This is a genomic window from Amycolatopsis panacis, from assembly GCF_003600245.1.
In the GTDB taxonomy this organism is placed as follows: domain Bacteria; phylum Actinomycetota; class Actinomycetes; order Mycobacteriales; family Pseudonocardiaceae; genus Amycolatopsis; species Amycolatopsis sulphurea.
On record NZ_QZFV01000098.1, the window covers coordinates 36,809 to 59,030 of the forward strand.

The following is a 22,222-nucleotide window of genomic DNA, read 5'->3' on the forward strand; positions in this document are numbered from 1 at the left end:
GCCGGTCGGTTTGCCCTACCCACCGGCCGGATTGCTCCGGCTGCCGGTCGAGTTGCCCAGGCGGCTGGTCGGAGGATCCCGCCTCCCAGGTCGGCTGTTCCCCCAGCCGACCAGATCGCTCCGGCCACTGGCGCTTCGTCCGGCTCTCCGCCCGGCTGCCCCGGCTCGGCGCACCACCGTCCATCGGTTGGCACCTGCGGGCAGCCGTCGAAGCGGATCTAGTGCTCTCGACCGGGATCACCGCTGGTAGCGCATGGGGTTGACCCCGAAGGTCACCCGCTCGCCGCGAGCGTGCACCCTGACGAACCATTACGACGCCGACAAGCGGTCTACTTGCTCGGATTCGACCAACGCAGTCAGATTGCTGGTTGGCTGGGCAGCGAGTGGAAAAACGCGGGGCGACGCAAGATCACCGACAACGACGTGACCAGTCTGTTTGAAGCTCGCTCCGCGTCGGTCGCCCTGGCCTCGACCGGCGACGGCACTCACCTGCACGACTTCGTCGCGCGCACCACCGACACACGGGCCGAGCCGGCGAACCTCAACTACTGGGCGCACTGGATCGGCGAACTCGGCGACGACCAGTCCGACGACGCGCCATCGGGCGACCAGTTGCACACCGGGAACGCCATGCCGATCATGGCCAGGAACGGCTCCACCAGATCGAAGCGATACTCGTGCTCGGGCGTCCCGTCCGTGGTCAGCTGGACCCGCCGGTTGTCCACGGCCGAACGCAGCACGAGGTTCCCGCCCTCGGTGGAAAGGAACCGGTTGCCGTCCGGTGACAGGAGTTCCCGCGACTTCACCGGGTCGCTCAGCACCAGGCTGCGCCGGAACTCCTGCGGGGTACGGCGCACGCTGTCGGCGTACCCCTGGTAAACGTCGATCGGATTTTCCGCGGGTGCTTTGGTCACCGCGCCGCTGGCCACATCAATGAGTACCTGCACCGCGCCGACCGCCGTGGCCACTGTGCGCGGGCCCACGAAAGCGAGGTGCTCGAACGGCAACCCGCGGCCCGGCGGCGTTTGCCCCGTCGCCTCACGGATGGCCTCGCGCAGCGCCCCGACGTCGGCGAGCAGCGGCCGCTGCTCGCCGGTCGCCAGGTCGACCAGGCGGCCGGTCCGCTGCTCCGCGGCTCCTTCCAGGAACGCCAGGGCGCCGCCGTCCGGTGACCAGGCGGCGAGGATGGTCCCGCCGGTCACGAACGCACCGGGTCCGCTGAAGAATCGATCGAATCCGGCGTGGCCAGTCTGCATCGGATCGCCCTTTTCCTTTGGTAGAACGGTGATTCCGATGGTGCCGCAGCACACCGGCAGGGGGCGCCCGACAAACGTCGCCCCCTGCCGGTGGACCGGTCGACGAACGTCGCGGGGTGCTCAGTGCAGCAGGCTGCGCCCGCGGGTCTCCGGAATCCGCATCAGCAACGGAACGGCGAGCAACGCGACCACACTGGCGTACACGGCAGGGGCGAGCAGGCTCCCGGTCCCGTCCACCAGCAGCTGGCTGACCAGCGGGGCGGTCCCGCCGAAGATCGCGTAAGCCACGTTGTAGGGCAACGCCATCCCGCTGAACCGGACGTTCGTCGGGTACAGCTCCAGCACCGAGATCGTGCCGACGGTCAGCAGGCTCACCGCCACCAGCAGCACCAGCAACGCGAGCAGCACCAAGGCGACGTTCCCGGTGCCGACGACCATGTACGCCGGAATGACCAGCACCACCGCGGCGATCGCGCCGATCCGGATCAGCAGCCGGCGGCCGCGCCGGTCGGCGATCCTCGCCAGTATCAGGCCGGCCGGAACGGTCAGCATGTTGGCCACGGTCACCACCACCAGCACCGTGGACGGCGAGAACCCGCCCGCCACCGCGAGATAGGTCGGCATGTACCCGAGGAAGCTGTGCACGAACAGCCCGAGCACCGAGAAGAAGGCGAACAGGATCAGCAGCGTCCGCCAGTGCCCGCGCACCAGCTCACGAAGCGGCCGGGTGACCTTCTCGGCCGGCTGGGCCTCGCGCATCGCGGTGAACACCGGCGTCTCGTCCGCCCGCAGCCGCAGCAGCAGGCCGACGACCGCGATCAGGCCGCCGATCAGGAACGGCCACCGCCAGCCGCCGCCGGTGATGAACCCGTCCCCGGTCAACGCCTGGAACAGCAGCACGGCGCCGGTCGCGCCGATGGTGCCCAGCCAGGTGGACGAGCCGACCAGCGCGAAGTACCAGGCGCGCTTGTCGTCCGGGGCGTGCTCGACGCTGAAGGCCATCGCGCCGGTGTACTCGCCGCCCGCGGAGAAGCCTTGCAGCAATCGGCACAGCAGCAACAGGATCGGCGCCGCGACCCCGATCTGCGCCCAGCCGGGGATCAGCCCGATGGCCGCGGTCGCGGCACCCATCACGATGATCGAGATGCCCAGCGAAGTGCGCCGCCCGCGCCGATCGCCGATCCGCCCGAACACGTACGCCCCCAGCGGCCGGGCCACGAACGCGACGCCGTACACCGCGAACACGCCGAGCAGCCCGGCGACGCGGTCACCGGAGGAGAAGAAGGTGGCGGCGATCGCCGCCGCGGAGTAACCGTAGAGAGTGAAGTCGAACCATTCGACGAAGTTCCCGATTGCCGAGGCGAACAGCACGATCCGGCGGGAACTGCGGGTACTGGCAGGGACGACCGTGGGGGATGGTGCGGACTGGTTCATGACACCTCCGCGAGAGGATGGATCGTACGAGTGTGCGCACGAGCCACCGATCGATCCATCGCAAGATGTCGCGTGCCCCGGACCGGGGCCGCGACATGTGTCATCCGCGGTCCGCTGTGGACCTCCGTGCTCTCCCCGTCAACCGCCGAAGTGGTCCCGATAGGCGGTGGTGATGGCCCGCAGCTTGAGGCCGAGGTGCAGCATCAGCCGGTCGTCGCCGTTGTCGAAGTTGCAGCCGGTGATCTGCTCGATGCGCTTGAGCCGCTGATACAGCGTGGCCCGGTGGATGCGCAGCGAGTCCGCGGTGCGCTGGATGTTGCCGCCGTGGTTGAAGAAGTCGTCGAGCGTGTCGAGCAGGACGTGGTGGTTGTCCTCCTGCTCCAGCGCCACCAGCGCGGGTACCGGGGAGGTGTCGAGCAGTTCGTCCAGCGGGAGCTTCAGCAGCAGCTCGTACGGGCCAAGCTCACCCCAGCGGGCCAGCTCGCCGATGCTGGGCAGCAGCAGCGCGGCCCGCGCGGCCAGCTGCGCCTGCTGATAGGAGGTGACCACCGCGTCGAGCCTGCCGACCGTGCCGCCGAGGCCGAAGACCAGCTGCACCTGATCGTCGGTGAGCCCGCGGAAGCGGCCGGTGATCCGGTCGGCTACCGAATCCACCAGCGCCCGCGTCGGCGGCTGGTGCTGGCCGAGCAGCAGCCACGCCCGGGACCGGTTGGCCACCATCAGTGCGACGTCGTCGCCGACGCAGCGGACCCCGTCCTCGATCGCCGCCTCGAAGGCGACCTGCTGCGGCGCCGAAGTGGTCCGGGTGATCCGGCATTGCACCGCCAGCACGGTGAAACTCGTGCAGTCGTCGCCGAAGATCTGCTCGGCCCGCAGGTCCCCGGCCGCCTGGTTGCGGACCGCGCCATCCGGGGACACCAGCTCCCGCAGGATGCCCTCCTGGCGCGCCTTCGACCGCTCGTGCAGCAGCAGCCTCCGGTAGAGCATGGTGCCCGCGGTGGCCGCCGCCTCCGTCGCGGCGGCCTTCTCCCGCTCGGTGAACTCGCCCTTCTCGTCGATCAGCCACAGGTAGCCCAGCAGCATCCCGTTGCAGCGCACCGGCGCGCACAGCCGGGTCCAGGCTCCGTCCACCGGCACCACGCCCGGTGCGGTCCAGCGGGCGATGCCGAGGGCGAAGATCCGGTCCGCGGTGCTCGCGTCGACCGCTCGATTGAGCACCGAGGAGACCCGCAGCGCGTCCTCGTCGCCGAAGTGCCGGCTCGCCGCGAGCAGCCGGATCGAGGGATCGTCGATCGCGACCGAGCGCCGCAGCCGCTCGGCGAGTTCGTCCACAATGGACTGGAGGTCGCCGTCGGACATCGGGTCCCTTCCGGTCGGCCAGTGGTGCCCGTCACCACCCGCCGTCCAAGGTAGACCGCGCGGCGCGGAAAAGCCCGCGTGGGCGCTCACTCGTACGAGAGGCTCAGCCCATCACGGTGCCGGAACTGCCGCTGTTGCGGCTGCGCTTGCGCGAGAACGCGCCGAGGTCGATCGCCAGCCCGGTGTGCACGCCCTTGTACTGAACAGGTTCCCGGTCGTGGTCGGCACCGGCCTCGACCTGCTCGATCAGGGTGGCCAGCATCCGCCCGGCCACCGGGGCGTTCTTGAACTGGTTACCGCTCGTGCCGATCGCCACGTAGAAGCCGCCCAGCTCGGTGCGGTCGTAGATCGGCGTCCAGTCCTCGGCTACGTCGTACACGCCGACCACGCCGCTGGCACGGTTGGGCACCCGCAGTCCGGGCAGCCGTCGCGCCGCGCGGGTGACCTGGGCCTCGAACACGGCCATGGTCGGGTTGAGGTTCGCCTCGTCGGGATCGTCGAGCCACTGGAAGGGATCGCATTCCGGTTCGGTGCCGCCGACCAGCAGCCCGCCGCCGACCTCGCCGCGGAAGTAGGTGCCGAGGTCGACGTCCGCGATCGCCGGCCCGACCCCACCGGGCGGGTGGTAGCCCTCCGGCGCGAGCACGTGCGCGACCTCCTGGCGCATCGGCCGCAGCCCGACGGTGAAGTCCGAGCCGACCCCGGCCAGCCCGTTCAGCTTGCCCGACCACGGGCCGGCGGCGTTGACCACGATCGGCGCGGAGATCCGGGTGCCGTCGGCCAGCACGATCGAGCGGACCCGGCCGTCCCCGGTCTCGATCGCGGTCACCGTCGAGCGGTAGCGGAACTCGGCGCCCTCGGCGGCCGCCGCCGCGGCGAGGTTCTGCGCGGCCAGCTGGGGATCGGTGATGTACCCGGCGTCCGGGGTGTAGACCCCGCCGAGCGTGGCGTCGGAGTCCTCCCAGAAGCCGTCGTCGTCGATGCGCTTGGGCGGCCAGTACTTCCCGGGGTCGATCCCCGGCACCCGGGCCGCCAGCGTGGCCGCGTCCCACTCCTCGTAGGGCACACCGACCTCGTCGAACAGCGGCAGCCAGCCCGAGCGCGGCGCAGCGGCCACGTCCAGCATGACCAGACCACTGCGCTGGAACCGGGCCAGATCGCCCACCGGGTGCCCGAGGTGCTCGGCCCAGGCCACCCAGCTGAAGTGCGCTTCCCAGGCGGCGGACACCCCGGCCAAGGTGGAGAAGTTGTACCGGACCACGGCGCTGGAGGCGCTGGTCGACCCCTGACCCGCCCCGCTCGCGCGGTCCACGACGACGACCCGGCGGTCCGTCTTGGCCAGCTCGAGCGCGATGGCCGAACCGATCACCCCCGCACCCACGACCACTGCGTCCGCGCTGACTTCCGAGCTCATGTCGTTGTCCTCCCTGCCCGTTCACGTGCCCATTCAGTGTGGGTGCCGGGCAGGGGTGCGACAGCCACCAAGCGTCAAGTCCGGAGCCCGGCCGACACGACATGTGTAGCCACGCGCCCCCCCGATCAACACGTGCCGCGCGGACCCGCGATCCGGTTCGACGAATGTCCATGGCCCGCACGGGCAGGTTTTCAGGACGGGGAGACGTGGTCAGCGGCCGAGGACTTCGTGTACTGCGTCGGCGACGGCGTCCGGGCGTAGCCAGGCGAGACCCGCGTGTCCGGCGTCGTCGATGCGGCGGTGCTTCCCACGTGGGAACGCGGCGATCGCGTCCTCGTGTATCCGGTACTTGCGTTCGTCGCGCTCGGCCGCGCCCGGCGGAGTCAGTTCCAGGGCGAAGCTGTCCTCGCCCATCGCGGTCAGCAGGACCACCGGCAGGTCCGGATCCGGCCCGGCCGCGCGCACTTCGTCGCACAGCGGCACCAGACTCGACGCCTCCAGCAGCATCGCCCGGAAGCCGTCCGGGCTCAGGCTCCGGTCGAGCAGCCCGTCACGCAGCACGGGCGGCCAATCGGCGAGCGCGCGTCCGAAGACCATCCGGTAAGTCGCGCGAAGCCCGTCCAGCTGGTCCGCCGGGTAATCCAGGATCGGGTTCGGCTCCGCCAGCTGCCGGGCCTCCTCCGCGGGCAGGTGATCCAGCAGGGCTTCATGCGTCGGATCGAGCAGCACCAGACCGGTCACCTCGCCGGGGAAACGCTTGGCGTACAGCCGGGCGTACAGGCCGCCCAGCGAGTGTCCGACCAGGACGAACGGGCCGGGCACGCCCGCGGCGGCAAGCAGTTCACGCAGGTCGTCGGTGACCTGGGTACCCGAACGCGGCAGCTCGGCCGGATCGCTCCAGCCGGTGCCGAGCCGGTCGTGCAGCACGCTGGTGGTGAACCCGGCGACCAGCCGGTGCAGGTTCCAGTAGTGCAGGCCGACGGCGCCGCCGCCGGGCAGGAACACCACCGCCGGGCCGCCCTTTCCGGCCTGGTGCAGCACCATTTCCCCACCGGTGACGCGATGGCGCGTGCCGCGCGGTAACTCCTCCATTGTGCTCCATTCCCCTCATCGCATTCGACGATCGTCGTTCCTGCCGCCACGATTACACGACAGTCGGCCACAGACCCCGTCCCGGCAGCGGGGAATGCTGGGCAGCATTCGCAGCGGTACGCACCGAGGAGGAGCATGACCACGACAGCGACGTCCGGCCCGGGCCGAGTCGGACCGAAGCGGGCGGTGGCCGGCAACCGGGCAGTCGCCTCGAGCCAGAGCCAGATCGTCACCGACACCATGCTGGACGTCCTGGGCTCCGGCGGCAACGCGATCGACGCGGCCATCGCCGGCAATCTCGTGCAGGCCGTGGTCCAGCAGGACATGACCAACCACACCGGCACCGTCACCGCGCTGGTGCACGACGCGAAGACCGGCGAGGTCGTCGAACTCGACAGCATGGGCCGGATTGTGGCGGGGCTGCCCCCGTTCGCGCCGATCCCGTCGGGCAAGGGCCTGTATTCGGCGGTTCCCGGCACCCCGCGCGCGGTCACGCCCGGCTTCATGCCGGGAATGAAGGCGCTCTACGAACGGTTCGCCACGCTGCCCTGGGCGCGGCTGTGCGAATCGGCGGTGCACTGGGCCACCGAGGGCCACGTGGTCACCTCGTTCGAGCACCTGGTGATCGCGCAGACGGTGGATTTCTTCCTCTACACCGAATCCGGCCGCAAGCACTTCGCCCCCGGCGGGCACCTGCCGCAGGCCGGGGACCGCTGGGCCTCGCAGGAACTGGCCGAGACCATGCGGAACCTCTCCGCGGAGGGACCCGACTACTTCATCACCGGCAAGTGGGCGCAGGACTTCGTGACCCGCGGCAACGACCTCGGCTGGGCGGTGCGCCTGGAGCACCTGACCGACAACCCGCCGCGCTGGAAGGCCGGGCACCGCTGGGAGCACAACGGCGACATCGTGGTGCAGCAGTCCGCGCCGGAGCGGCAGGGCGTCTTCTGCCAGATCGTGCTGGGCATTCTCAAGGAACTCGACATCACCTCGGTCGGGCACTGGTCGGAGAACCCGGAATCGCTGTACTACCTGGCGCACGCGCTGCGCCGGGCCGGGCAGGAGACCGGGCTGCTCAACGACCCGGAGCTGTTCGGCGACACCACCGGCCCGCTCACCTCGCCCGCGCTGATCAAGGGCTTCGCGGACATTCTGCGCAACGCCCGCGCCAAGGCCGATCTCACCGAGCACGTGAAGCTGACCAGGGGCGGGCCGGCGATGGCCGCCTCCGGCGCGGCGAAGCAGCCCGCGGGCAGCTGTGAGCTGGCCATTGTGGACGAACAGGGCAACTGGGTGCAGATGATGAACACCCTGCAGAGCGGCGGTATCCCGGGCGAGGTGGTCGGCGGGATCCCGATGGTCGGCAGCCACTGGCTGAACGCCCTGTACTCCCCGATGGAGGGCTGGATCGCCGAAGGCGGGCAGATGCGCTCCGTGCTGTCCAACACGATGGTGCTGCGCGACAGGAAACCGTGGCTGTCGCTGGGTTCGCCGGGCAACGTGCACTGCACGGTGCCCCAGGTGCTGTCCAACATCCTCGACTTCGGCATGGACCCGTACGCGGCCGACGACGCCCCCCGCTGCCTGCCCTACGAGGAGGACCACACCATCTCCGTCGAATCCCGGGTCGCCCCGGAAGTCCCGGTGGGGCTGGCGAAACTGGGCGTGCTCACCAATCCGCTGCCCGAGTACGACTACCACATGGGCACCTACCAGATGGCTTGGCGTACCGAGGACGGCAGCCTGAGCACCTGCACCGGCCCTCGCCGCGAGGGCGTCGCGGGCGGGATCTGAAAGGTCCGATGAAACGGAAGCGGTGCGGGAGATTCTCCCCCGCACCGCTTCCGTTTTCAGGTGGCTCAGAGACCGCGCAGGTGACGGTCGAACCATTGCAGGCTCCGGGTGAGGAAGTCGGTCAGCGCCGGGAATGCCCGCACGCCGTGCCCCTCCTCCGGGTAGGTCACCAGCTGCGATTCCACCCCTTGCGCACGCAGCGCCTGGTGGAACTCCCGGGCCTGCTTCGGCCAGTCGGCACACGGCCGGATGTTGGCCGTGGACGCGCCGTACAACGGGAATCGCTCGTGGTCGGCCGCGACGTCCCGCTGACAGGTGGCGGTCGACTTCGGCCAGCTGGTGTCACCGCAGATCACGTAGAGGTGGCTGGCCAGCGAATTCTCGGTCCCCGGGGGATCCGGCGGGCCGTCCGGCAGTTTCTGCCCCTTGTCCAGCGCGTGCCAGAGCTCGGCCAGCGCGGGGAAGTTCGCGTCCGCGTAGATCCGGCCGAAGACCCCGTTCCGGAACATCGCCCCGTCGATCCCGCCCTCCGGGCTCGCGTCCAGGCGCGCGGCCAGTGCGTGGTAGTTCGAGGTCACCTCTTCCGGCGTGCTGCCCAGTCCGTACTTCGGGTTCGCCGGGGCGAACTTGGCGAAGTCCGGGAACCGCTCCTCCATGCCGAGGCCGAACAACCGGCCGCCGTCGGAGTCCAGTCCGCCCGGGCCGAGGTTGCTGTCCAGCAAGATCCGGTCGCTGCGCTGCGGGAACATCGTGGTGTACACCGCACCGAGGTCGGTGCCGTAGGAGTAACCGGTGTAGGAGAGCTTCTCCTCGCCGAGCACCGCACGGATCTGATCCATGTCACGGGCGGTGTTAGACCAAAGCCGGTCCGCCTCAAGGATGACGCGGACCGGCCTGCCACCGAGGACCGTCCACTGTGGCCACACCACGATGACCACCCGATCAGGTGACGATCACTGGTTTGGTTCAGTGCTTCGGTTTTGCCCCGGTCAGTGCGCAACCGGGCCGGGTGAGGTCCAGCGTGGACCCTTCGGTGAGGCAGGCGGCGAGCCCGGCGACCTGCTGGCCGTAGGTGCGGCCCTTGACCGAGGTCTCCTTCCCGTCCGCATCGACCTCACACGGGTTGTTGTCCGTACACTTCTCACCATCGTCGTTGTGCGTGTTGTGAATGCTGACCACGGTCGTCCCATCCGGACCGACCAGCGCCGAGCCGGAGGTGCCGTGCCCGCCAGAGCAGTTCGGGCTGGTCACGTACCGGATCGAATTGTCCAGCTGATACCCGCCTTCGCGCAGGTGCCCCACCACGGCTTCGGCCGAGCAGGAGTACGGCCGAAGGCCGTCTTTCATGGTGAACCGGTCGCCCGCCTTGATCGGGGTGGTACCCAGCTGAAACACTTTGGCGCCCGCGGCGGCAAGCTGCCCGTAGGTGCGGTCCAGCCGGTAGAGCGCGACGTCGGTACCGGTCATCGTCGCGTAGACCAGCCGGTTCGCCTTGGCCATCGCCTTCGGGTAACCCTGCCGATCGCCGATCGGGACCGACCGGTCCGCAGGCTGGTCCACAAGCGCGGCATCCGGGGCCGGACGGTCACCCTCGACGCAGTGCCCGTTGGTCAGCAGCAGCGCCGGATCCTGCGGCCGGGAAGCGGGCGTGCGGACCACCGAGCCTATGCAGTTCATGAGGTCCGCCACTCCCTCGACATCCGGGATCACGTCGTCGGGCGGGACGATCTTGCCGCTGATCACGCCGTTGATCCAGTCCGCGTGCCGTGTCACGTCGGTGTACAGCGTCGGCTGCGGTCCGCCGCCGTTCTGCCCGCTGACCACCCCGGCCACCGCCCAGCCGGCCCCTTCCCGGACCAGCGCCGGCCCGCCGGAGTCCATGTTCGCCGCGCCCACCTTGCCGTCCCGGCTGCCGATGCACAGTTCGCCCTCGCTGATGGCCGAGCACGCCGAAGCCGGCCGGATCGCGGTATCCGCCTCCTGCAACCGCTTCGGATAGCACTGCTGCTCGACCTCGTTGCAGGTCATACCCCAACCGATGATCCGGGTCGGCGTGTTCTCCCGGGGCGTGGACGAAGCGATCCGTACCGGCTTCGCGCGCACCGGCGTGCGCAGGTGGAACAGTCCGATGTCCTTGCCCCAGAAGCCGTGGTCGTCGTTGTTGGTGGCCAGGCGGTAGTAGTGGTCGATCTCGGCGACCTCACCACCGGAGGTGGTGTCGGCCGAGCCGACCCGGACCTTCCAGCCGCGCGGAACCCCGTTGCGCGCGTTGGTCGGATTCTTGCCCGCACAGTGACTGGCGGTCATCACCCATTGCGGCGCAAGGACTTCCACCCCGCACCCGTGCCCGTCCGCCCGCGGCGGCGCCGGGTATTCGGGCTGGAAGGAGCCCATGAACGGATAGGCCTCGGTCGAATCGTGTCCGCCCATGATGGCCTGGGCCGGCACGGCCGCGCCCACCGCGAGCACCGGCGCGCAGAGCACCGCAAGAAAGAAAGATCGTTTTCGCATAAGCCACACCATGGTGCGCCAAGTGCTGCGGACTTCGATGACTGTGTGACAGTTCTGTCACAACAGGATCGCGTCCGCGCCGGAAACAGGCCACGGTACGAGCACCTTGATCACCCGGCAGGATCGGCACCCTGAGGAGAACGCTATGGGAGGCCGACGTCGTGATCGTCGGTGGTGCGGTCGGCGGCGCCAGCACCGCGCACGCGCACGTGACGCTCGGGGTGTGGTCGGTGCTGCTCGAACGTACCGCGGACTTTCCGGAGCTCAACCGGGGTGACGTGCTGCAGCCGTTGTCGTTGAGCCTGTTCGAGAACTGGGGCGTACTGCCCCTCGATCGAGGCGATGGGCGGCTGTGAAGGGAACCTTCACAGCCCCAGAGTCCAGGGTGTCGGCAAAGTCGGTGTGGAGGTCCGTGAAGGGTCCCTTCACAGACTCAGAGTCCGTGAAGGACCCCTTCACGGACCCGAAACCGTCCGGCGCACGCCACGAGGTGGTCGCACACACACCTCCGCATCGCCCGCTGCCGGGCCCCCGACCAACTTTGCCGGGGCCCACAGCCCCAGAGTCCGTGAAGACTTCCCTTCACAGCCCACGACGCCGCCCTCCCACCGCCGCCACGTCGAGCCGACGCACCCTGCCCGGACACACCTGCCTCGGGACCCGCACCTGCCCCACATGTTCCACCCGCCCGTACCGAACCCCACCCACTACCCGCCGCACATCGCCCGCGGCCCATCACCTGCCATCCATCGCTTGCCCGCCGCCCGCCACCCATCGCCTATCACCAGCGACCCGCGGCCCATCGCCCGCTGCACTCCCCGCCACCCACTGCCCTCTGCCCGCCGCACTTGGGCCGCCGCACTCGGGCCGGGCCATCGCCTGCCACCCGCCACCTAATCTCCCGCCGCCCGTCTCCCGCCGCACTCCGCACTCCGCCCGGCTCCCGCGGCCCATCTCCCGCCGCACGCCATCCATCGCCTGCTGCACTCCCCCACTGCCCGCCGCTCGCGGCCCGCAGCCCTCAATCATTCCCCCAAACCGGCGATACCCCGTCAACTTCTCCCCCTCCACCACCCCTACGCGGTTCACAACTTTATGAATTATGTGTACCTTCTGAAGGACGCGCAGGTTTACGTAGCGAAGAAGGAGCAGGAATGAGCCTTCACCCAGGACTTCCGCTGGAGCGTGGCGCCTGTCCGTTCGATCCGGCTCCCGCGTTGCGGGGGCGGCAGGCGGTCGAACCGCTCATCTATCCCGACGGCAGCTCCGGCTGGCTGGTCACCGGGTTCGACGAGGCGCGGGCGATCCTCGCGGACAAGCGCGTCTCGGCGCGGACCGAACTGGCCAAGGTGCCGTTCGACCTCGGGCCGATGCCGCCGCGCAAGCCGGCCGATCCCGGAGTGTTCACCGGGATGGACGACCCGCAGCACCACCGGTACCGCAAGCTGCTGACCGGGGCGTTCACCGTGCGGCGCATGCGGCTGCTGGAGGACCGGGTGGCCGAGATCGTCGAGGAGCACCTCGACGCGATGGCCGCGGCGGGTGCGCCGGTCGATCTGGTCGAGGCGTTCGCGCGGCCGGTGCCCTCGCTGGTGATCTGCGAGCTGCTTGGCACTTCCTACGAGCGGCGCGCCGAGTTCCAGGGCTACGCGGCGACGATGTTCGCCCCGGGCACGGAAGTCAGCATGGAGCAGCGGTACGCCGCGAGCGCCGGAGTGGTCGAGTTCATCGCCGGGCAGGTCAGGGACAAGCGCGGCGAGCCCACCGACGATCTGCTCTCCGATCTCGCCCAGGAGGGTTCGCTGACCGACGAGGAGCTGGCCAACATCGGCATGATGCTGCTCGTCGCCGGGTTCGAGACCACCCGGAACATGCTCGCCCTCGGCACCTACGCGCTGCTGGAGAACCCGGCGCAGCTGGCCAAGTTCAAGGCCGATCCCGGCCTCGCGGCGAGCGCGGTCGAGGAGCTGATGCGCTACCTCAGCGTGATCCACATCGGACCGGTGCGCACCGCGCTGGAGGACTTCGAGTTCGCCGGGCAGGCGATCAAGACGGGCGACGGCATCACCGTCTCGGTCCCGATGGCCAACCGCGATCCGAGGCGCTACCCCGACCCGGACGTACTCGATCTCGACCGCAAAGCGATCGGTCACGTCGGTTTCGGGCACGGGGTGCACCAGTGCCTCGGCCAGCAGCTGGCGCGAGTGGAGATGCGGATCGCGCTGGCCCGGCTGTTCACGCGTTTCCCGGACCTGCGCCTCGCCGTACCCGCGGCGGAGATCGTCCTGCCCGATCAGGCGTCCATCTACGGTCCGGTGAGCCTGCCGGTCACCTGGGGGTGACCGGAAGTGTCCGAAAAGGACATTTCCGGGGCCGGCAGCCCGGGCACGATGTTCGCGCCGCCCGTACCACGGACACCGCGAGCGTCGTGCCCGGCTTTCGGCGGCCTTTGCCGGGGCCGGAAGCCGTGTTAGCCTGACGCCATGTCGTGCCTCGGGCGGTTCGTAGCCGGGCGCGCCGGCTGAACCAGGAGGCCGGCGCGCGATTTCGGCGCGCCGCCGCCGCTTCCCCGGAGACCTGGCCCGGTTCCCGCCAGTTCCCTTTCCGGAGGAAGCCGCCATGTCCGCCGCACCGACCCGTTCCCCGCTCCTGTTGCGCCGCCGGATAGCCACCTACTTCACCGGTGGCGTCGAAGAAATCCCAGCCCTCGTCCGCGCCCTCGCCGAAACCGGGCGCCACGTGCACGATCTGTCCGTCAACGTCCGCGAAGGCGTCACCGAAAGCAGCATGGCCTGCGCGGTCCTGGTGGCCGCCGACGAGGTCGACACCCTGCTCGAACGACTGCGCCGGCTACCCGCGGTCGTTTCGGCGGAGCCGGTCTAGCGGATAACCCCGCGCCCGCCGCGGCGAGGTCACCGGCCCACCGTCCCCGCCGCGGCGATCTTCTTGTACACCACCAGTTCCGCCGTGGTGATCACGAACCAGACGCCACTCGCGACCCACCGAGAACCTGCCCCCGGTCGGCATACCTCCCCCGAAGGTAGTGAAGGGTCCCTTCACCGCCTCAGCGGCCAGGGTGTCGGCAAAGTTGGTCGGGGACCCGGCAGTGGGCGATGCGGAGGTGTGTGCGACCACCTCGTGGCGTGCGCCGGACCGGTTTCGGGTCTGTGAAGGGACCCTTCACGGCGCCGCCATCGCACCGGGTGTCTAGTGTGGACTTTCGTGGGATGTGGTGGAAACGGGTAGATTCGGGGGTATGGAGCTGAGGCAGGTCGAGCACTTCCTCGCCGTTGTGCGGCACCGGAACTTCACCCGGGCGGCGCGGGAGGTGCATGTGGTGCAATCGGCGTTGAGCGCCTCGATCCGGAAGCTGGAAGCCGATCTCGGCGCGGAGCTGTTCGACCGCACCACCCGGCGGGTCACGTTGACCCCGGCCGGGGAGGCGCTGCTCCCGCCCGCCCGGCGGATGATCGCCGACGCGGAGGCAGCGCGCGGGGAGATCGCCGCGGTGGCCGGCCTCGCGCGCGGACAGGTCTCGATCGGCACCATCCAAACCCTCACCACGGTCGATCTTCCGGCGCTGCTGGGGCAGTTCCGCGGCCGGTACCCGGCGATCCGCATCCACGTGCGCGAGGGCACCAACCCGATACTGACCGCGGCGGTGCTCGCCGGCGAACTCGATTTGTCCTATGTGGTCAGTGCCGATCCGTTGCCGGACAACCTCGTCGCGTTCGCCCGCTGGGATCAGCGACTGGTGCTGCTGACCCACCCCGGGCACCGGCTGGCCGCGCGGCGCCGGATCCGGCTCGCGGAGCTGGCCGGCGAACCGTTCGTGGACTTCGCCGGGAGCGCGTTGGAGGATCTGGTCGACCGCGCGTTCACGGGTGCGGGCATCCGGCGGGAGCAGGTCTGCGAGGCCAGTCACGTACCGCTGCTCGTCGCGCTGGTGGCGGCCGGGCTGGGCAGCACAGTGCTGCCGGAAGCCGTGGCCGAGCAGTCCGGGCTACCGTTCGCGCGCATCGTCGAACCGGCGCTCAGCCGCACGATTCACCTGGTCGGCCGTACCGCCGAGATCACGAATCCGGCGGCCCGGGCACTGCTGACCCACCTGCTGGCCTGACCGGCGCGAGCACCAGCGCGAACCCGGCCAACGCCAGCGCGAGCGCGACCGTGCTCAGCCCGGCGATCCCCGCGACGAAGGCGAGCGCGAACGCCCGGACGCCGAACTGCCGCAGCAAACGGACCGGATCGGTCGGCAGGTCCAGATTCAGCTCGGTCATACTGGCAGTATTCGGTACCCTCGACCAGCACGTCCAACACCGTTTTCCGATCCGATTCAGCACTAAAATCGCTGAATCGGCTCCGTGTCCGGACCTTCCCCCGGTGGATGCGGCACCGGCCGCTGCCGCGCCACCGGATAGCGCGCGAACGGATGCGTCACATCCAGCCGATGCCTCGCCCGCCGTGCCGAGTCATCGACCGGCGAGGTCAGCCGCCGCCCCGCCGCCGCCCCGCCCGAGGGCGCGGAACACCCGGCCGTGACCGAGCCGAACGGCGCAGGAACAACACCGCCAGTAACGCGAACAACGCGGCCCCCGCCGCCAGTGGCCACCAGGCGTGCATGCGTCCTCCCGTCGTGGGTGGTCGCAGGCAAGCGTGCCCGCTCCACCCGCGTCAGGACGGATGTCTACCCACCCGAGTGACCCCGGATCGGGGTCGGGTGATTCACCACCGGAAGCCTTGCGTCCAGTGCGATTCAGGTGGGGGCGTTGGTGGGGCTCGTGTGGGTGGCGTTGCTCGGCGCTCACGGGTGTGCGGCGGTTACTCGAATGGCTCACGTACGTGGGGCTGCTCAACACCGCTCACGTACGCGGCACGATTGCTCAACATCGCGGGGCAGCGGTCGCTCGGGTGGCTCACGTACGTGGGGCAACGCTCAGCATCGCTCGCGTAGTCACCAAACGCTCAACATCGGTCACGGGCGCAGCGGTCGCTCGGGTGGCTCACGTACGTGGGGCAGCGCTCAGCATCGCTCGCGTAGGCACCGCGAACACCATGTGTCGCTCGTGGCGCAGTGCTCGGCATCGGTCCCGGGGTAACGCGGTCGCTCAGTACCGCCCGTCAGGTGTAACGCAATCGACCAACATCGCTTACGTACGCAGCGCAGTCGATCAGCGTCGCTCACGCGGCGTAGGTCCCAGCATCACCGGCGGCTGCAACGCGGTCGCTCGGGCGATTCGCGTTCGCGGCGCACTGTTCAACATCGCCCGCGTACGCAACACGATCGACCAACATCGCCCGCTGCTCCAACCCAGTCGCTCCACGTCGCTCGGATAGGCAGCGCGATCGCCCGACATCGCCCACGAGCGTGTTGCGGTCGCTCAGCGTCGCTCACGTACGCAGCACGGTCGCTCGACAGGCTCGTGTGGTGCGCAGCAACCCACAATCACTCACGCACTTGCAGGCCCGCCTGCCCAGCCACACCCGCATGCATGCCCCGCCACACCCACTTGCAGGCCCCACCACCCACCACTCACCCACATGCAGCCCCCACCCAGCCAGCCTCACCCACATCCAGGCCCCACCACCCAACCTCACCCACATGCAGGACGTACCCCCTCACCCCGCCCCGCCCAACACCCCAACCCCAATCGCCCCAAGCAAACCCCGCCCCTCACCGCAGCCCGTCCCGCAAAGCCGAGATCCGGCCCACCGCCGCCCGGAACCCCGCGCTCGGCAGCGACCCACCCGACAGCCCGGCCGCCAGGGCGGAAACCGCCTCCTCCCCTTGGGCCACATCGCGGGCGGAGGCAAGGATCAGGTCCATTCCCGCCTCCGCCGCGAGCGTCGCGCGTTCGCCGGTCGTCCCGTAAGCCTGCAGGGCCTTCGCCTCCAGCGCGTCGGTGATGGTCACCCCCTGGAACCTCTGGTGCTGACGCAATTCCTGCACGACGGCCGGGGACAGGCCGGCCGGGCGCGTGGCGTCGAGCGCGGGGTAGACCGCCCAGGACAGCATCACGAGTTTGACCCCGGCCGCGATCGCCGGGCCGTACGGGGCTTCGTCCTTGGCCCGCAGCTCCGAGAGCGGCACGTTCAGCGTCACCGGGCCGAGGTCGGTGTTGCTCCCCGCCGGCGCGGCGCCGAGGCCGGGGAAGTGCTTCGCGGTGGCGGCGACGCCGGTCGCCTGCTGGGCTGTGACGAAGTCCCGGCCCAGCACGCCGGCGGTGTGCGGATCATCGCTGAACGACCGGCCGTACTGGTCGATGAAATTCTCCGGCTGACCGAATACGTCGAGCACCGGCGCGAGGTTCAGGTTCATGCCGACGCCGGACAGCGTGGTCCCGGCGCCCTTGCCCGCGGCTCGGGCCGCGGCTTCCGGGTCGGCCGCCTGGCCCACCTGCTTCTCCGACAACGCGGGCTCGCCGGGCAACCGCCGGACCTTGCCGCCTTCCTGGTCGGTCATCAGCAGCAACGGCCGCCGCACCGGGCTCTGGGCGTTCGCGTCCCGCAGCTCTCGCACGACCCCGGCGATCTGCTGCGTGCTGGAAACGTTCTCCCCGAAGAAGATCACCCCGGCCGCCTCCCCGGCCCGGATCCGCCGCAGCAGCGCATCCGGCGGGGTCAGCCCCGCATAGGAGTAGATCACCCGCTGCCCGGCCAGCTGCCGCAGGGTCATCCCGTCCGGCGCGGGGGTGGCGGCGATCGTGGTGGCCGCGCCGGCCAGCACCACCCCGGCGAGTGCCTGCAACGTCCTTCGGCGCGTCATTTCGGTCATGGGGCTCCCTCCGGCGAGCCTCTACGGTAACGCGCCCCGGCGACCGACGGAAACTTTCCGGCCGAAGGGCGTGCCGATGTCCGGAATGACCGTCCTCAATGGACTTCAGACCCAGTACGGCACCCGCGCCCGGTAGTTGCGCAGCACGGCCAGCGCAAGCGCCCAGCCCACCACCGTGACCGCCCCGGCCACCGCCCAGTGCGTCCAGGACTGCTGCTGCCCGACCAGCGGGGCACGAACGATCTCCACGAAATGGTAGACCGGGTTGAGCTGCAGCACCTGCACCGCGAGCGACCCGAATCCGTCTTCGCTGCCCTGGTTCATCACCCGGACCTGGTCCATCGACCACATGATCGGGGTGGCATAGAAAAGCATCGTGATGAAGCTCTGGATCACCGGCGGCACGTCCCGGAAACGAGTGGACACCACGCCGAGCAGCAGCACCACCCACGCACCGTTGAACAGCAGCAACGCCAACCCCGGCAAGGCCAGCACGACCTCCCAGCTCAGCCCGGGATGCAGCGGCGCGCCCGCCTTCTCCACCAGCCGGTAGGGATGGGAAAGGTTGCCGAAAAAGACCACCAGAATGAGCAAGTACACCACGAGGTTGTGCACCAGGTACAGCGCCTGCCGCCACACCGTGCGCAGCGCATACACCGAAACCGGGGCGGGCAGCTGCTTGATCATGCCCTCGTTGTCGATGAACGTCTGCGAACCCTCGACGATGCAGCCGTTCATGAAATTCCACAGGATCAGACCGGTCGTGATACTGGGCAGCAGCGTGGAAATCGACGTGCCGAACAACGCCGAGTTCACCACGCCCAGGGCGAGCGCGGTCACCGCCATGCCCACGGTGATCCACAAGGGACCGAGCGAGGAACGACGGTAGCGCTGCTTGATGTCCTGCCAGGCCAGCAACGCCCACAGTTCCCGCGCCCGCAGTCCGGCGCCGAGGTCGGCCAGCGCGCGGCGGAAGCTCTTCGACGGCATGCCAAGGGCGGGAACAGTGGACATGCCGACAACGTAGCGGCGAACGCGGATCTTGGCCACGCCCGGCTACGGTGAGACAGTGAGTCTCTTCCTGTCCCGGATCATGGCCGCGCTGGACCACGGCGGCGACACCGTGCTGTTCCACCACGATGACACCACCATGACGCATCGTCAGGCGGCAGAACTGCTGTCCCGCCTGTACCACGGACTTTCCGGCACCCGGGGGACGGTGGCGATCGACGCAGGCAACCGACCGGAGGTCGTGCTCACCCAGCTTGCCGCACAGCTGCGCGGCGCGGAAGTGCTGTTGATCGCCGCTTCGGCCGGCCGCCCGGCCCGCGCGGCCGCGGTGGAAACGACCGGCGCCACGCTGCTCACCGACGCGGAGCTGACCACGCTCGCCGCCTCGCCACTGTCCACTCCGGACACCTTGCCCAGCGGGGTCACGACAATCTTCCCCAGTGGCGGCACCACCGGCACGCCCAAACTGATCCGCCACCGCGGGATCTACGACGGGATGGCGCACATCTTCCGTCCGGACGGCACGCGAACGGTCCTGGTCACCGCGCCGCTCACGCACATGACCGGCAACGCCGCAGTGCTCGGCGCGCTGCTCTGCGGAGACACCGTTGTGCTGCATCGAAAATTCGATGCCTCGGCAGTGCTCGCGGATATCGAACGCCTCCGGGTCACGTCACTTTCCCTTACTCCTGCGCGATTGGCAGCGATCCTGGACAGCCCTTCTTTACCGCACACCGATCTGTCCAGCGTGCGGCAGCTTTCGCTCGGCGCAGCGCCGCTTTCGCCACGCCGCCTCGACGAAGCGCTCTCCGTATTCGGCCCGGTCGTCGGCCAGGGATACGGGCTCACCGAGGCGCCGATGATCGCCGGCATCTCCGCCGACGAAGTGCTCGAACGGCCGGAACTGCTGGGCTCGGTCGGCCGGATCGTGCCGGGCATGGAGGCACGCACCGCCGAGGGTGAGGTGATCGTGCGCGGACTGTCCATGATGGAGGGTTACCACGGGAAGCCGCCGATCGCCGACGGCTGGCTGCCGACCGGCGACCTCGGCCACTTCGACGAGGACGGCTACCTCTTCCTGCACGGTCGATCCGGCGACGTGATCGTCACCGGAGAGCACGGAACCAAGGTCGCTTCGACCACTGTGGAGAATGCGCTGCTCAGCCATCCACGGGTTCGCAACGCAGCCGTGTTCGCGATACCCGGCCCGGGCGGCGAAGGCGAGCTGCTACATGCGGCAGTCGTCGCCAACGGTCCGGCCACAGTGGACGATCTACGCACACACGTCCGGGAAACGCTGGGCGGCGAGCACTTCGTACCGGCCACTGTGGACTTTGCGGACAGTCTCCCGCTCACCGCGGTGGGCAAAGTGGACAAGGCTCTGCTGCGCTCCCCTTTCTGGCTGGGGCATCCGCGGAACATCGCATGATCTCACCCCGCGCGGCCCGGCAAGAGCCGTTCGCGGTGGTGTTCATCATGCAGATCCCGGCGCCGCGCGTGCAACAACAACTGGGCAAGGGTGACCGTGCCGAGGACGCGACCGGGATCGTGCCGGTCGGCCACGCGCTCGCAGGTGGTGTGCCCCAGCGCAAGTTCGTTCGCCACCTCTCGAAGCGTGTCGTCGGCGTAAACGGCGACTCGTCCAGGCACTTCGGCCCCGGGCGATCTTTTCGGTGAGTACTGAAACGTTTGAGCAGTAGCACGGAAAGCGCATACGCGGAGATCGGCGGAGTTGTGCGGCATGTGGGGAATCCGGCGAATCCGGCAGAGCGGGCGCACCTCCGTCCGAGGCACCGCCGCAGTCCAGGTGAGGGGCGGGTTCGGGAGTCAGCCAATCGTCCGGCGGCGTGTTCACAATCGTCCCGGCCCGGTCGCGGGGAGAGCGGGCGCGGCCTCCGCGGCGGCCACCAGGTCGCGTACGGCGCGCGTCACCGAATGCCGCCGGGATGCGGCAGTTCGGCCAGCAAGTCGTCCAGTGCACGGTGACGGCGGTCGAGCACACCGGTCACCACGGACCGGCCCGCCTCGGTGGTTTCGAGGGTGACCACGGTGCGGCGGTGCGCATCCACCTGCCGCGTCACGTAGCCGTGCGCCTCAAGCTTGTCCGCCAGGCGGGTGACCGAAGACGCGTTCACGCCCATCGCCTCGGCCAGCCGTGAGCACGGCACCCGGCCGAGACTGTCGAGCACGACGAGTAACCGCACCTGCGGGAAAGTCACCCCTCGCGGGGCGGCGTGCGCACTGTCCCAGGCCACGGCCACCAGGACCCTGGTGAGCTGTTCGAGATCAGCGACCTAGTCCGGCAGAGCTTGCATAGTGCAAAAGTTGCTATAGGCAAAGCAGGGGGTCAAGGGTGCGCTCGGTCACCCGTTCCCGGATACGCCTAAGGTGAGCCGTGGCGACGCGGAGGTGAGCCGGTGGAAGACCACCCACTCCGGGGCAACCCCGGGGAGCAGTACGGCACGCAAACACCGCACCCCACGCGAACGCGGCACGCTCCGCGTACAAGACCGCGCGGATGAACGGAGAAAGAGTCACCTCCGCGTCGCTGCTCGGACCGATGCCGGTGTGGCGCTGGCCGGTCGCGCGGTGGACGACGTTCGACGAATGTGCCGCGGCCCTCGATCTCCCGCCGGGTGAGCTGAGCTGGTTCGCCGACACCCGCGGGTGGAACCGCCGCGCACCCGCCCGGCTGCGGCACTATTGCCATCGCTGGATTCCCACCGCATCCGGCGGCGCGCGGCTGATCGAACGACCGAAACCGCGGCTGGCCGAGCTGCAGCGCCGGGTCCGCCGTCACGTGCTCGACGCGCTGCCGGTGCACGAAGCGGCCCACGGATTCCGCAGCGGCCGGTCGATCCACACCTGCGCGCAACCGCACGCCGGGCAGGAAATGGTGGTGCGGATGGATCTCGAAGGCTTCTTCCCGGCGGTGTCCGCGACACGCGTTCGCGCGCTGCTGGAGCTGGCCGGTTACCCTCCCGCCGTTCGCGCCGCGCTCGCCGGAATCCTCACCACGCGGACGCCGGTGGACGTGCTGCGCGCGGCCCCCGTCCGTGCCCGGTCGCTCGGCCGGCTCGCCGGAACCCACCTGCCGCAGGGCGCCCCGTCGTCGCCCTCGGTCGCGAACGCGGTGACGCACCATCTCGACCGGCGGCTGTCCGGCCTGGCCGCGAGCCTCGGCGTGAACTACACCCGGTACGCCGACGACCTGGCTTTCTCCGGGGACGCCGGGCTGCCGCTTCACCGGCTGCTGCCCGGAGTCCGCCGAATCGTCACCGATGAGGGTTTTCGGCTACGCGACGACAAGACCTCGGTGACCCCCGCGTATCGGCAGCAACGGGTCGCCGGGCTCGTGGTGAACGCGACGCCCGCCGCCGCCCGCGCGCAGTACGACGAACTGCGCGCCGTACTCCACAACTGCGCGAAAACCGGCCCGGCACCACAGAATCGCACCGGTCACCCGGATTTCCGCGCACACCTGCGCGGCCGGATCGCCTGGATCTCCGCCACGAGTCCGGCACGCGGAGCGAAGCTCACCGACCTGTTCCACCGGATCGAATGGGACTGACCGCC

At 69.6% G+C, this 22,222-nt stretch carries 19 protein-coding genes; 8 read left to right on the plus strand and 11 right to left on the minus strand.

Translation table 11 applies throughout. The annotated features are described in order from the left end of the window. Positions 1-545 precede the first annotated feature (545 nt). The 5 genes from D5S19_RS20490 to D5S19_RS20510 all read right to left on the minus strand — a co-directional run bounded on the left by D5S19_RS20490 (position 546) and on the right by D5S19_RS20510 (position 6,555). Positions 546-1,256 (minus strand): hypothetical protein, encoded by a 711-nt coding sequence (locus D5S19_RS20490; protein ID WP_120024981.1) that lies wholly within the window; start codon positions 1,254-1,256, stop codon positions 546-548. A gap of 120 nt (positions 1,257-1,376) precedes the next feature. Continuing rightward, positions 1,377-2,690, minus strand: coding sequence for an MFS transporter (locus D5S19_RS20495; RefSeq protein WP_120024982.1), 1,314 nt, complete (start codon positions 2,688-2,690; stop codon positions 1,377-1,379). 138 nt (positions 2,691-2,828) lie between these two features. Beyond that, the gene (locus tag D5S19_RS20500; protein ID WP_120024983.1) at positions 2,829-4,049 is read right to left on the minus strand and encodes a PucR family transcriptional regulator; all 1,221 of its coding nucleotides are present in this window, start codon (positions 4,047-4,049) and stop codon (positions 2,829-2,831) included. A 103-nt stretch (positions 4,050-4,152) separates the two neighbouring features. Beyond that, a complete protein-coding gene (locus D5S19_RS20505; RefSeq protein ID WP_120024984.1) occupies positions 4,153-5,463 on the minus strand; it encodes an NAD(P)/FAD-dependent oxidoreductase in 1,311 nt (436 codons plus the stop codon). A 210-nt stretch (positions 5,464-5,673) separates the two neighbouring features. Beyond that, entirely contained in the window at positions 5,674-6,555 is an 882-nt protein-coding gene (locus tag D5S19_RS20510) for an alpha/beta fold hydrolase (protein WP_120024985.1), read from the minus strand. A 135-nt stretch (positions 6,556-6,690) separates the two neighbouring features. Between D5S19_RS20510 and D5S19_RS20515 the strand changes: the two genes are divergently transcribed. Further along, complete coding sequence (locus D5S19_RS20515; RefSeq protein ID WP_233574060.1) at positions 6,691-8,349, plus strand: gamma-glutamyltransferase; 1,659 nt, start codon at positions 6,691-6,693, stop codon at positions 8,347-8,349. A 65-nt stretch (positions 8,350-8,414) separates the two neighbouring features. On the opposite strand, the gene D5S19_RS20520 is transcribed toward D5S19_RS20515, so the two are convergent. Next, complete coding sequence (locus D5S19_RS20520; protein WP_120024986.1) at positions 8,415-9,188, minus strand: alpha/beta hydrolase family protein; 774 nt, start codon at positions 9,186-9,188, stop codon at positions 8,415-8,417. A 127-nt stretch (positions 9,189-9,315) separates the two neighbouring features. Beyond that, a complete protein-coding gene (locus tag D5S19_RS20525) occupies positions 9,316-10,860 on the minus strand; it encodes a S1 family peptidase (RefSeq protein WP_120024987.1) in 1,545 nt (514 codons plus the stop codon). 161 nt (positions 10,861-11,021) lie between these two features. On the opposite strand from D5S19_RS20525, the gene D5S19_RS20530 reads away from it, so the two are divergent. The 4 genes from D5S19_RS20530 (at position 11,022) to D5S19_RS20545 (ending at position 14,980) form a co-directional block, all read left to right on the plus strand. Continuing rightward, positions 11,022-11,216 (plus strand): FAD-dependent monooxygenase, encoded by a 195-nt coding sequence (locus D5S19_RS20530; RefSeq protein ID WP_158605577.1) that lies wholly within the window; start codon positions 11,022-11,024, stop codon positions 11,214-11,216. Between the two features lie 798 nt (positions 11,217-12,014). Further along, the gene (locus D5S19_RS20535; RefSeq protein WP_120024989.1) at positions 12,015-13,202 is read left to right on the plus strand and encodes a cytochrome P450; all 1,188 of its coding nucleotides are present in this window, start codon (positions 12,015-12,017) and stop codon (positions 13,200-13,202) included. A 277-nt stretch (positions 13,203-13,479) separates the two neighbouring features. Next, positions 13,480-13,743: a hypothetical protein gene (locus D5S19_RS20540; RefSeq protein ID WP_120024990.1), complete on the plus strand. Its 264-nt coding sequence runs from the start codon at positions 13,480-13,482 to the stop codon at positions 13,741-13,743. A gap of 373 nt (positions 13,744-14,116) precedes the next feature. Further along, positions 14,117-14,980, plus strand: coding sequence for a LysR family transcriptional regulator (locus D5S19_RS20545; RefSeq protein ID WP_120024991.1), 864 nt, complete (start codon positions 14,117-14,119; stop codon positions 14,978-14,980). On the opposite strand, the gene D5S19_RS20550 is transcribed toward D5S19_RS20545, so the two are convergent. The 3 genes from D5S19_RS20550 to wzm form a co-directional block, all read right to left on the minus strand. Continuing rightward, positions 14,934-15,140: a hypothetical protein gene (locus tag D5S19_RS20550; RefSeq protein ID WP_120024992.1), complete on the minus strand. Its 207-nt coding sequence runs from the start codon at positions 15,138-15,140 to the stop codon at positions 14,934-14,936. The two genes, D5S19_RS20545 and D5S19_RS20550, sit on opposite strands and share 47 nt — an antisense overlap. Before the next feature lie 1,394 nt (positions 15,141-16,534). Next, positions 16,535-17,635, minus strand: coding sequence for a glycoside hydrolase family 3 N-terminal domain-containing protein (locus D5S19_RS20560; RefSeq protein ID WP_233574061.1), 1,101 nt, complete (start codon positions 17,633-17,635; stop codon positions 16,535-16,537). 105 nt (positions 17,636-17,740) lie between these two features. Continuing rightward, complete coding sequence (wzm, locus tag D5S19_RS20565) at positions 17,741-18,649, minus strand: galactan export ABC transporter permease subunit Wzm/RfbD (protein WP_120025091.1); 909 nt, start codon at positions 18,647-18,649, stop codon at positions 17,741-17,743. A 55-nt stretch (positions 18,650-18,704) separates the two neighbouring features. Here wzm and D5S19_RS20570 point away from each other — a divergent pair, with 55 nt between their 5' ends. Next, positions 18,705-20,075 (plus strand): class I adenylate-forming enzyme family protein, encoded by a 1,371-nt coding sequence (locus D5S19_RS20570; protein WP_120024994.1) that lies wholly within the window; start codon positions 18,705-18,707, stop codon positions 20,073-20,075. Further along, on the plus strand, positions 20,072-20,323 hold the full coding sequence (locus D5S19_RS32060) for a hypothetical protein (RefSeq protein WP_158605578.1): 252 nt from the start codon (positions 20,072-20,074) through the stop codon (positions 20,321-20,323). Before D5S19_RS20570 ends, D5S19_RS32060 begins: the two co-directional genes overlap by 4 nt. A 251-nt stretch (positions 20,324-20,574) precedes the next feature. Here D5S19_RS32060 and D5S19_RS20580 read toward each other — a convergent pair whose 3' ends face one another. Next, positions 20,575-20,901: a MarR family winged helix-turn-helix transcriptional regulator gene (locus tag D5S19_RS20580; protein ID WP_233574062.1), complete on the minus strand. Its 327-nt coding sequence runs from the start codon at positions 20,899-20,901 to the stop codon at positions 20,575-20,577. Between the two features lie 263 nt (positions 20,902-21,164). On the opposite strand from D5S19_RS20580, the gene D5S19_RS20585 reads away from it, so the two are divergent. Beyond that, entirely contained in the window at positions 21,165-22,217 is a 1,053-nt protein-coding gene (locus tag D5S19_RS20585) for a reverse transcriptase family protein (protein WP_120024995.1), read from the plus strand. Positions 22,218-22,222: the final 5 nt, after the last annotated feature.

What these genes read in the sequence shown, in the direction of transcription:
- D5S19_RS20585 (WP_120024995.1), top strand. Translation starts at nt 21,165, where the DNA reads ATGAACGGAGAAAGAGTCACCTCCGCGTCGCTGCTCGGACCGATGCCG.
- wzm (WP_120025091.1), bottom strand. Translation starts at nt 18,649, where the DNA reads ATGTCCACTGTTCCCGCCCTTGGCATGCCGTCGAAGAGCTTCCGCCGC.
- D5S19_RS20500 (WP_120024983.1), bottom strand. Translation starts at nt 4,049, where the DNA reads ATGTCCGACGGCGACCTCCAGTCCATTGTGGACGAACTCGCCGAGCGG.
- D5S19_RS20495 (WP_120024982.1), bottom strand. Translation starts at nt 2,690, where the DNA reads ATGAACCAGTCCGCACCATCCCCCACGGTCGTCCCTGCCAGTACCCGC.
- D5S19_RS20525 (WP_120024987.1), bottom strand. Translation starts at nt 10,860, where the DNA reads ATGCGAAAACGATCTTTCTTTCTTGCGGTGCTCTGCGCGCCGGTGCTC.
- D5S19_RS20550 (WP_120024992.1), bottom strand. Translation starts at nt 15,140, where the DNA reads ATGACCGAGCTGAATCTGGACCTGCCGACCGATCCGGTCCGTTTGCTG.
- D5S19_RS20490 (WP_120024981.1), bottom strand. Translation starts at nt 1,256, where the DNA reads ATGCAGACTGGCCACGCCGGATTCGATCGATTCTTCAGCGGACCCGGT.
- D5S19_RS20505 (WP_120024984.1), bottom strand. Translation starts at nt 5,463, where the DNA reads ATGAGCTCGGAAGTCAGCGCGGACGCAGTGGTCGTGGGTGCGGGGGTG.
- D5S19_RS32060 (WP_158605578.1), top strand. Translation starts at nt 20,072, where the DNA reads ATGATCTCACCCCGCGCGGCCCGGCAAGAGCCGTTCGCGGTGGTGTTC.
- D5S19_RS20510 (WP_120024985.1), bottom strand. Translation starts at nt 6,555, where the DNA reads ATGGAGGAGTTACCGCGCGGCACGCGCCATCGCGTCACCGGTGGGGAA.
- D5S19_RS20515 (WP_233574060.1), top strand. Translation starts at nt 6,691, where the DNA reads ATGACCACGACAGCGACGTCCGGCCCGGGCCGAGTCGGACCGAAGCGG.
- D5S19_RS20535 (WP_120024989.1), top strand. Translation starts at nt 12,015, where the DNA reads ATGAGCCTTCACCCAGGACTTCCGCTGGAGCGTGGCGCCTGTCCGTTC.
- D5S19_RS20560 (WP_233574061.1), bottom strand. Translation starts at nt 17,635, where the DNA reads ATGACCGAAATGACGCGCCGAAGGACGTTGCAGGCACTCGCCGGGGTG.
- D5S19_RS20545 (WP_120024991.1), top strand. Translation starts at nt 14,117, where the DNA reads ATGGAGCTGAGGCAGGTCGAGCACTTCCTCGCCGTTGTGCGGCACCGG.
- D5S19_RS20520 (WP_120024986.1), bottom strand. Translation starts at nt 9,188, where the DNA reads ATGGATCAGATCCGTGCGGTGCTCGGCGAGGAGAAGCTCTCCTACACC.
- D5S19_RS20540 (WP_120024990.1), top strand. Translation starts at nt 13,480, where the DNA reads ATGTCCGCCGCACCGACCCGTTCCCCGCTCCTGTTGCGCCGCCGGATA.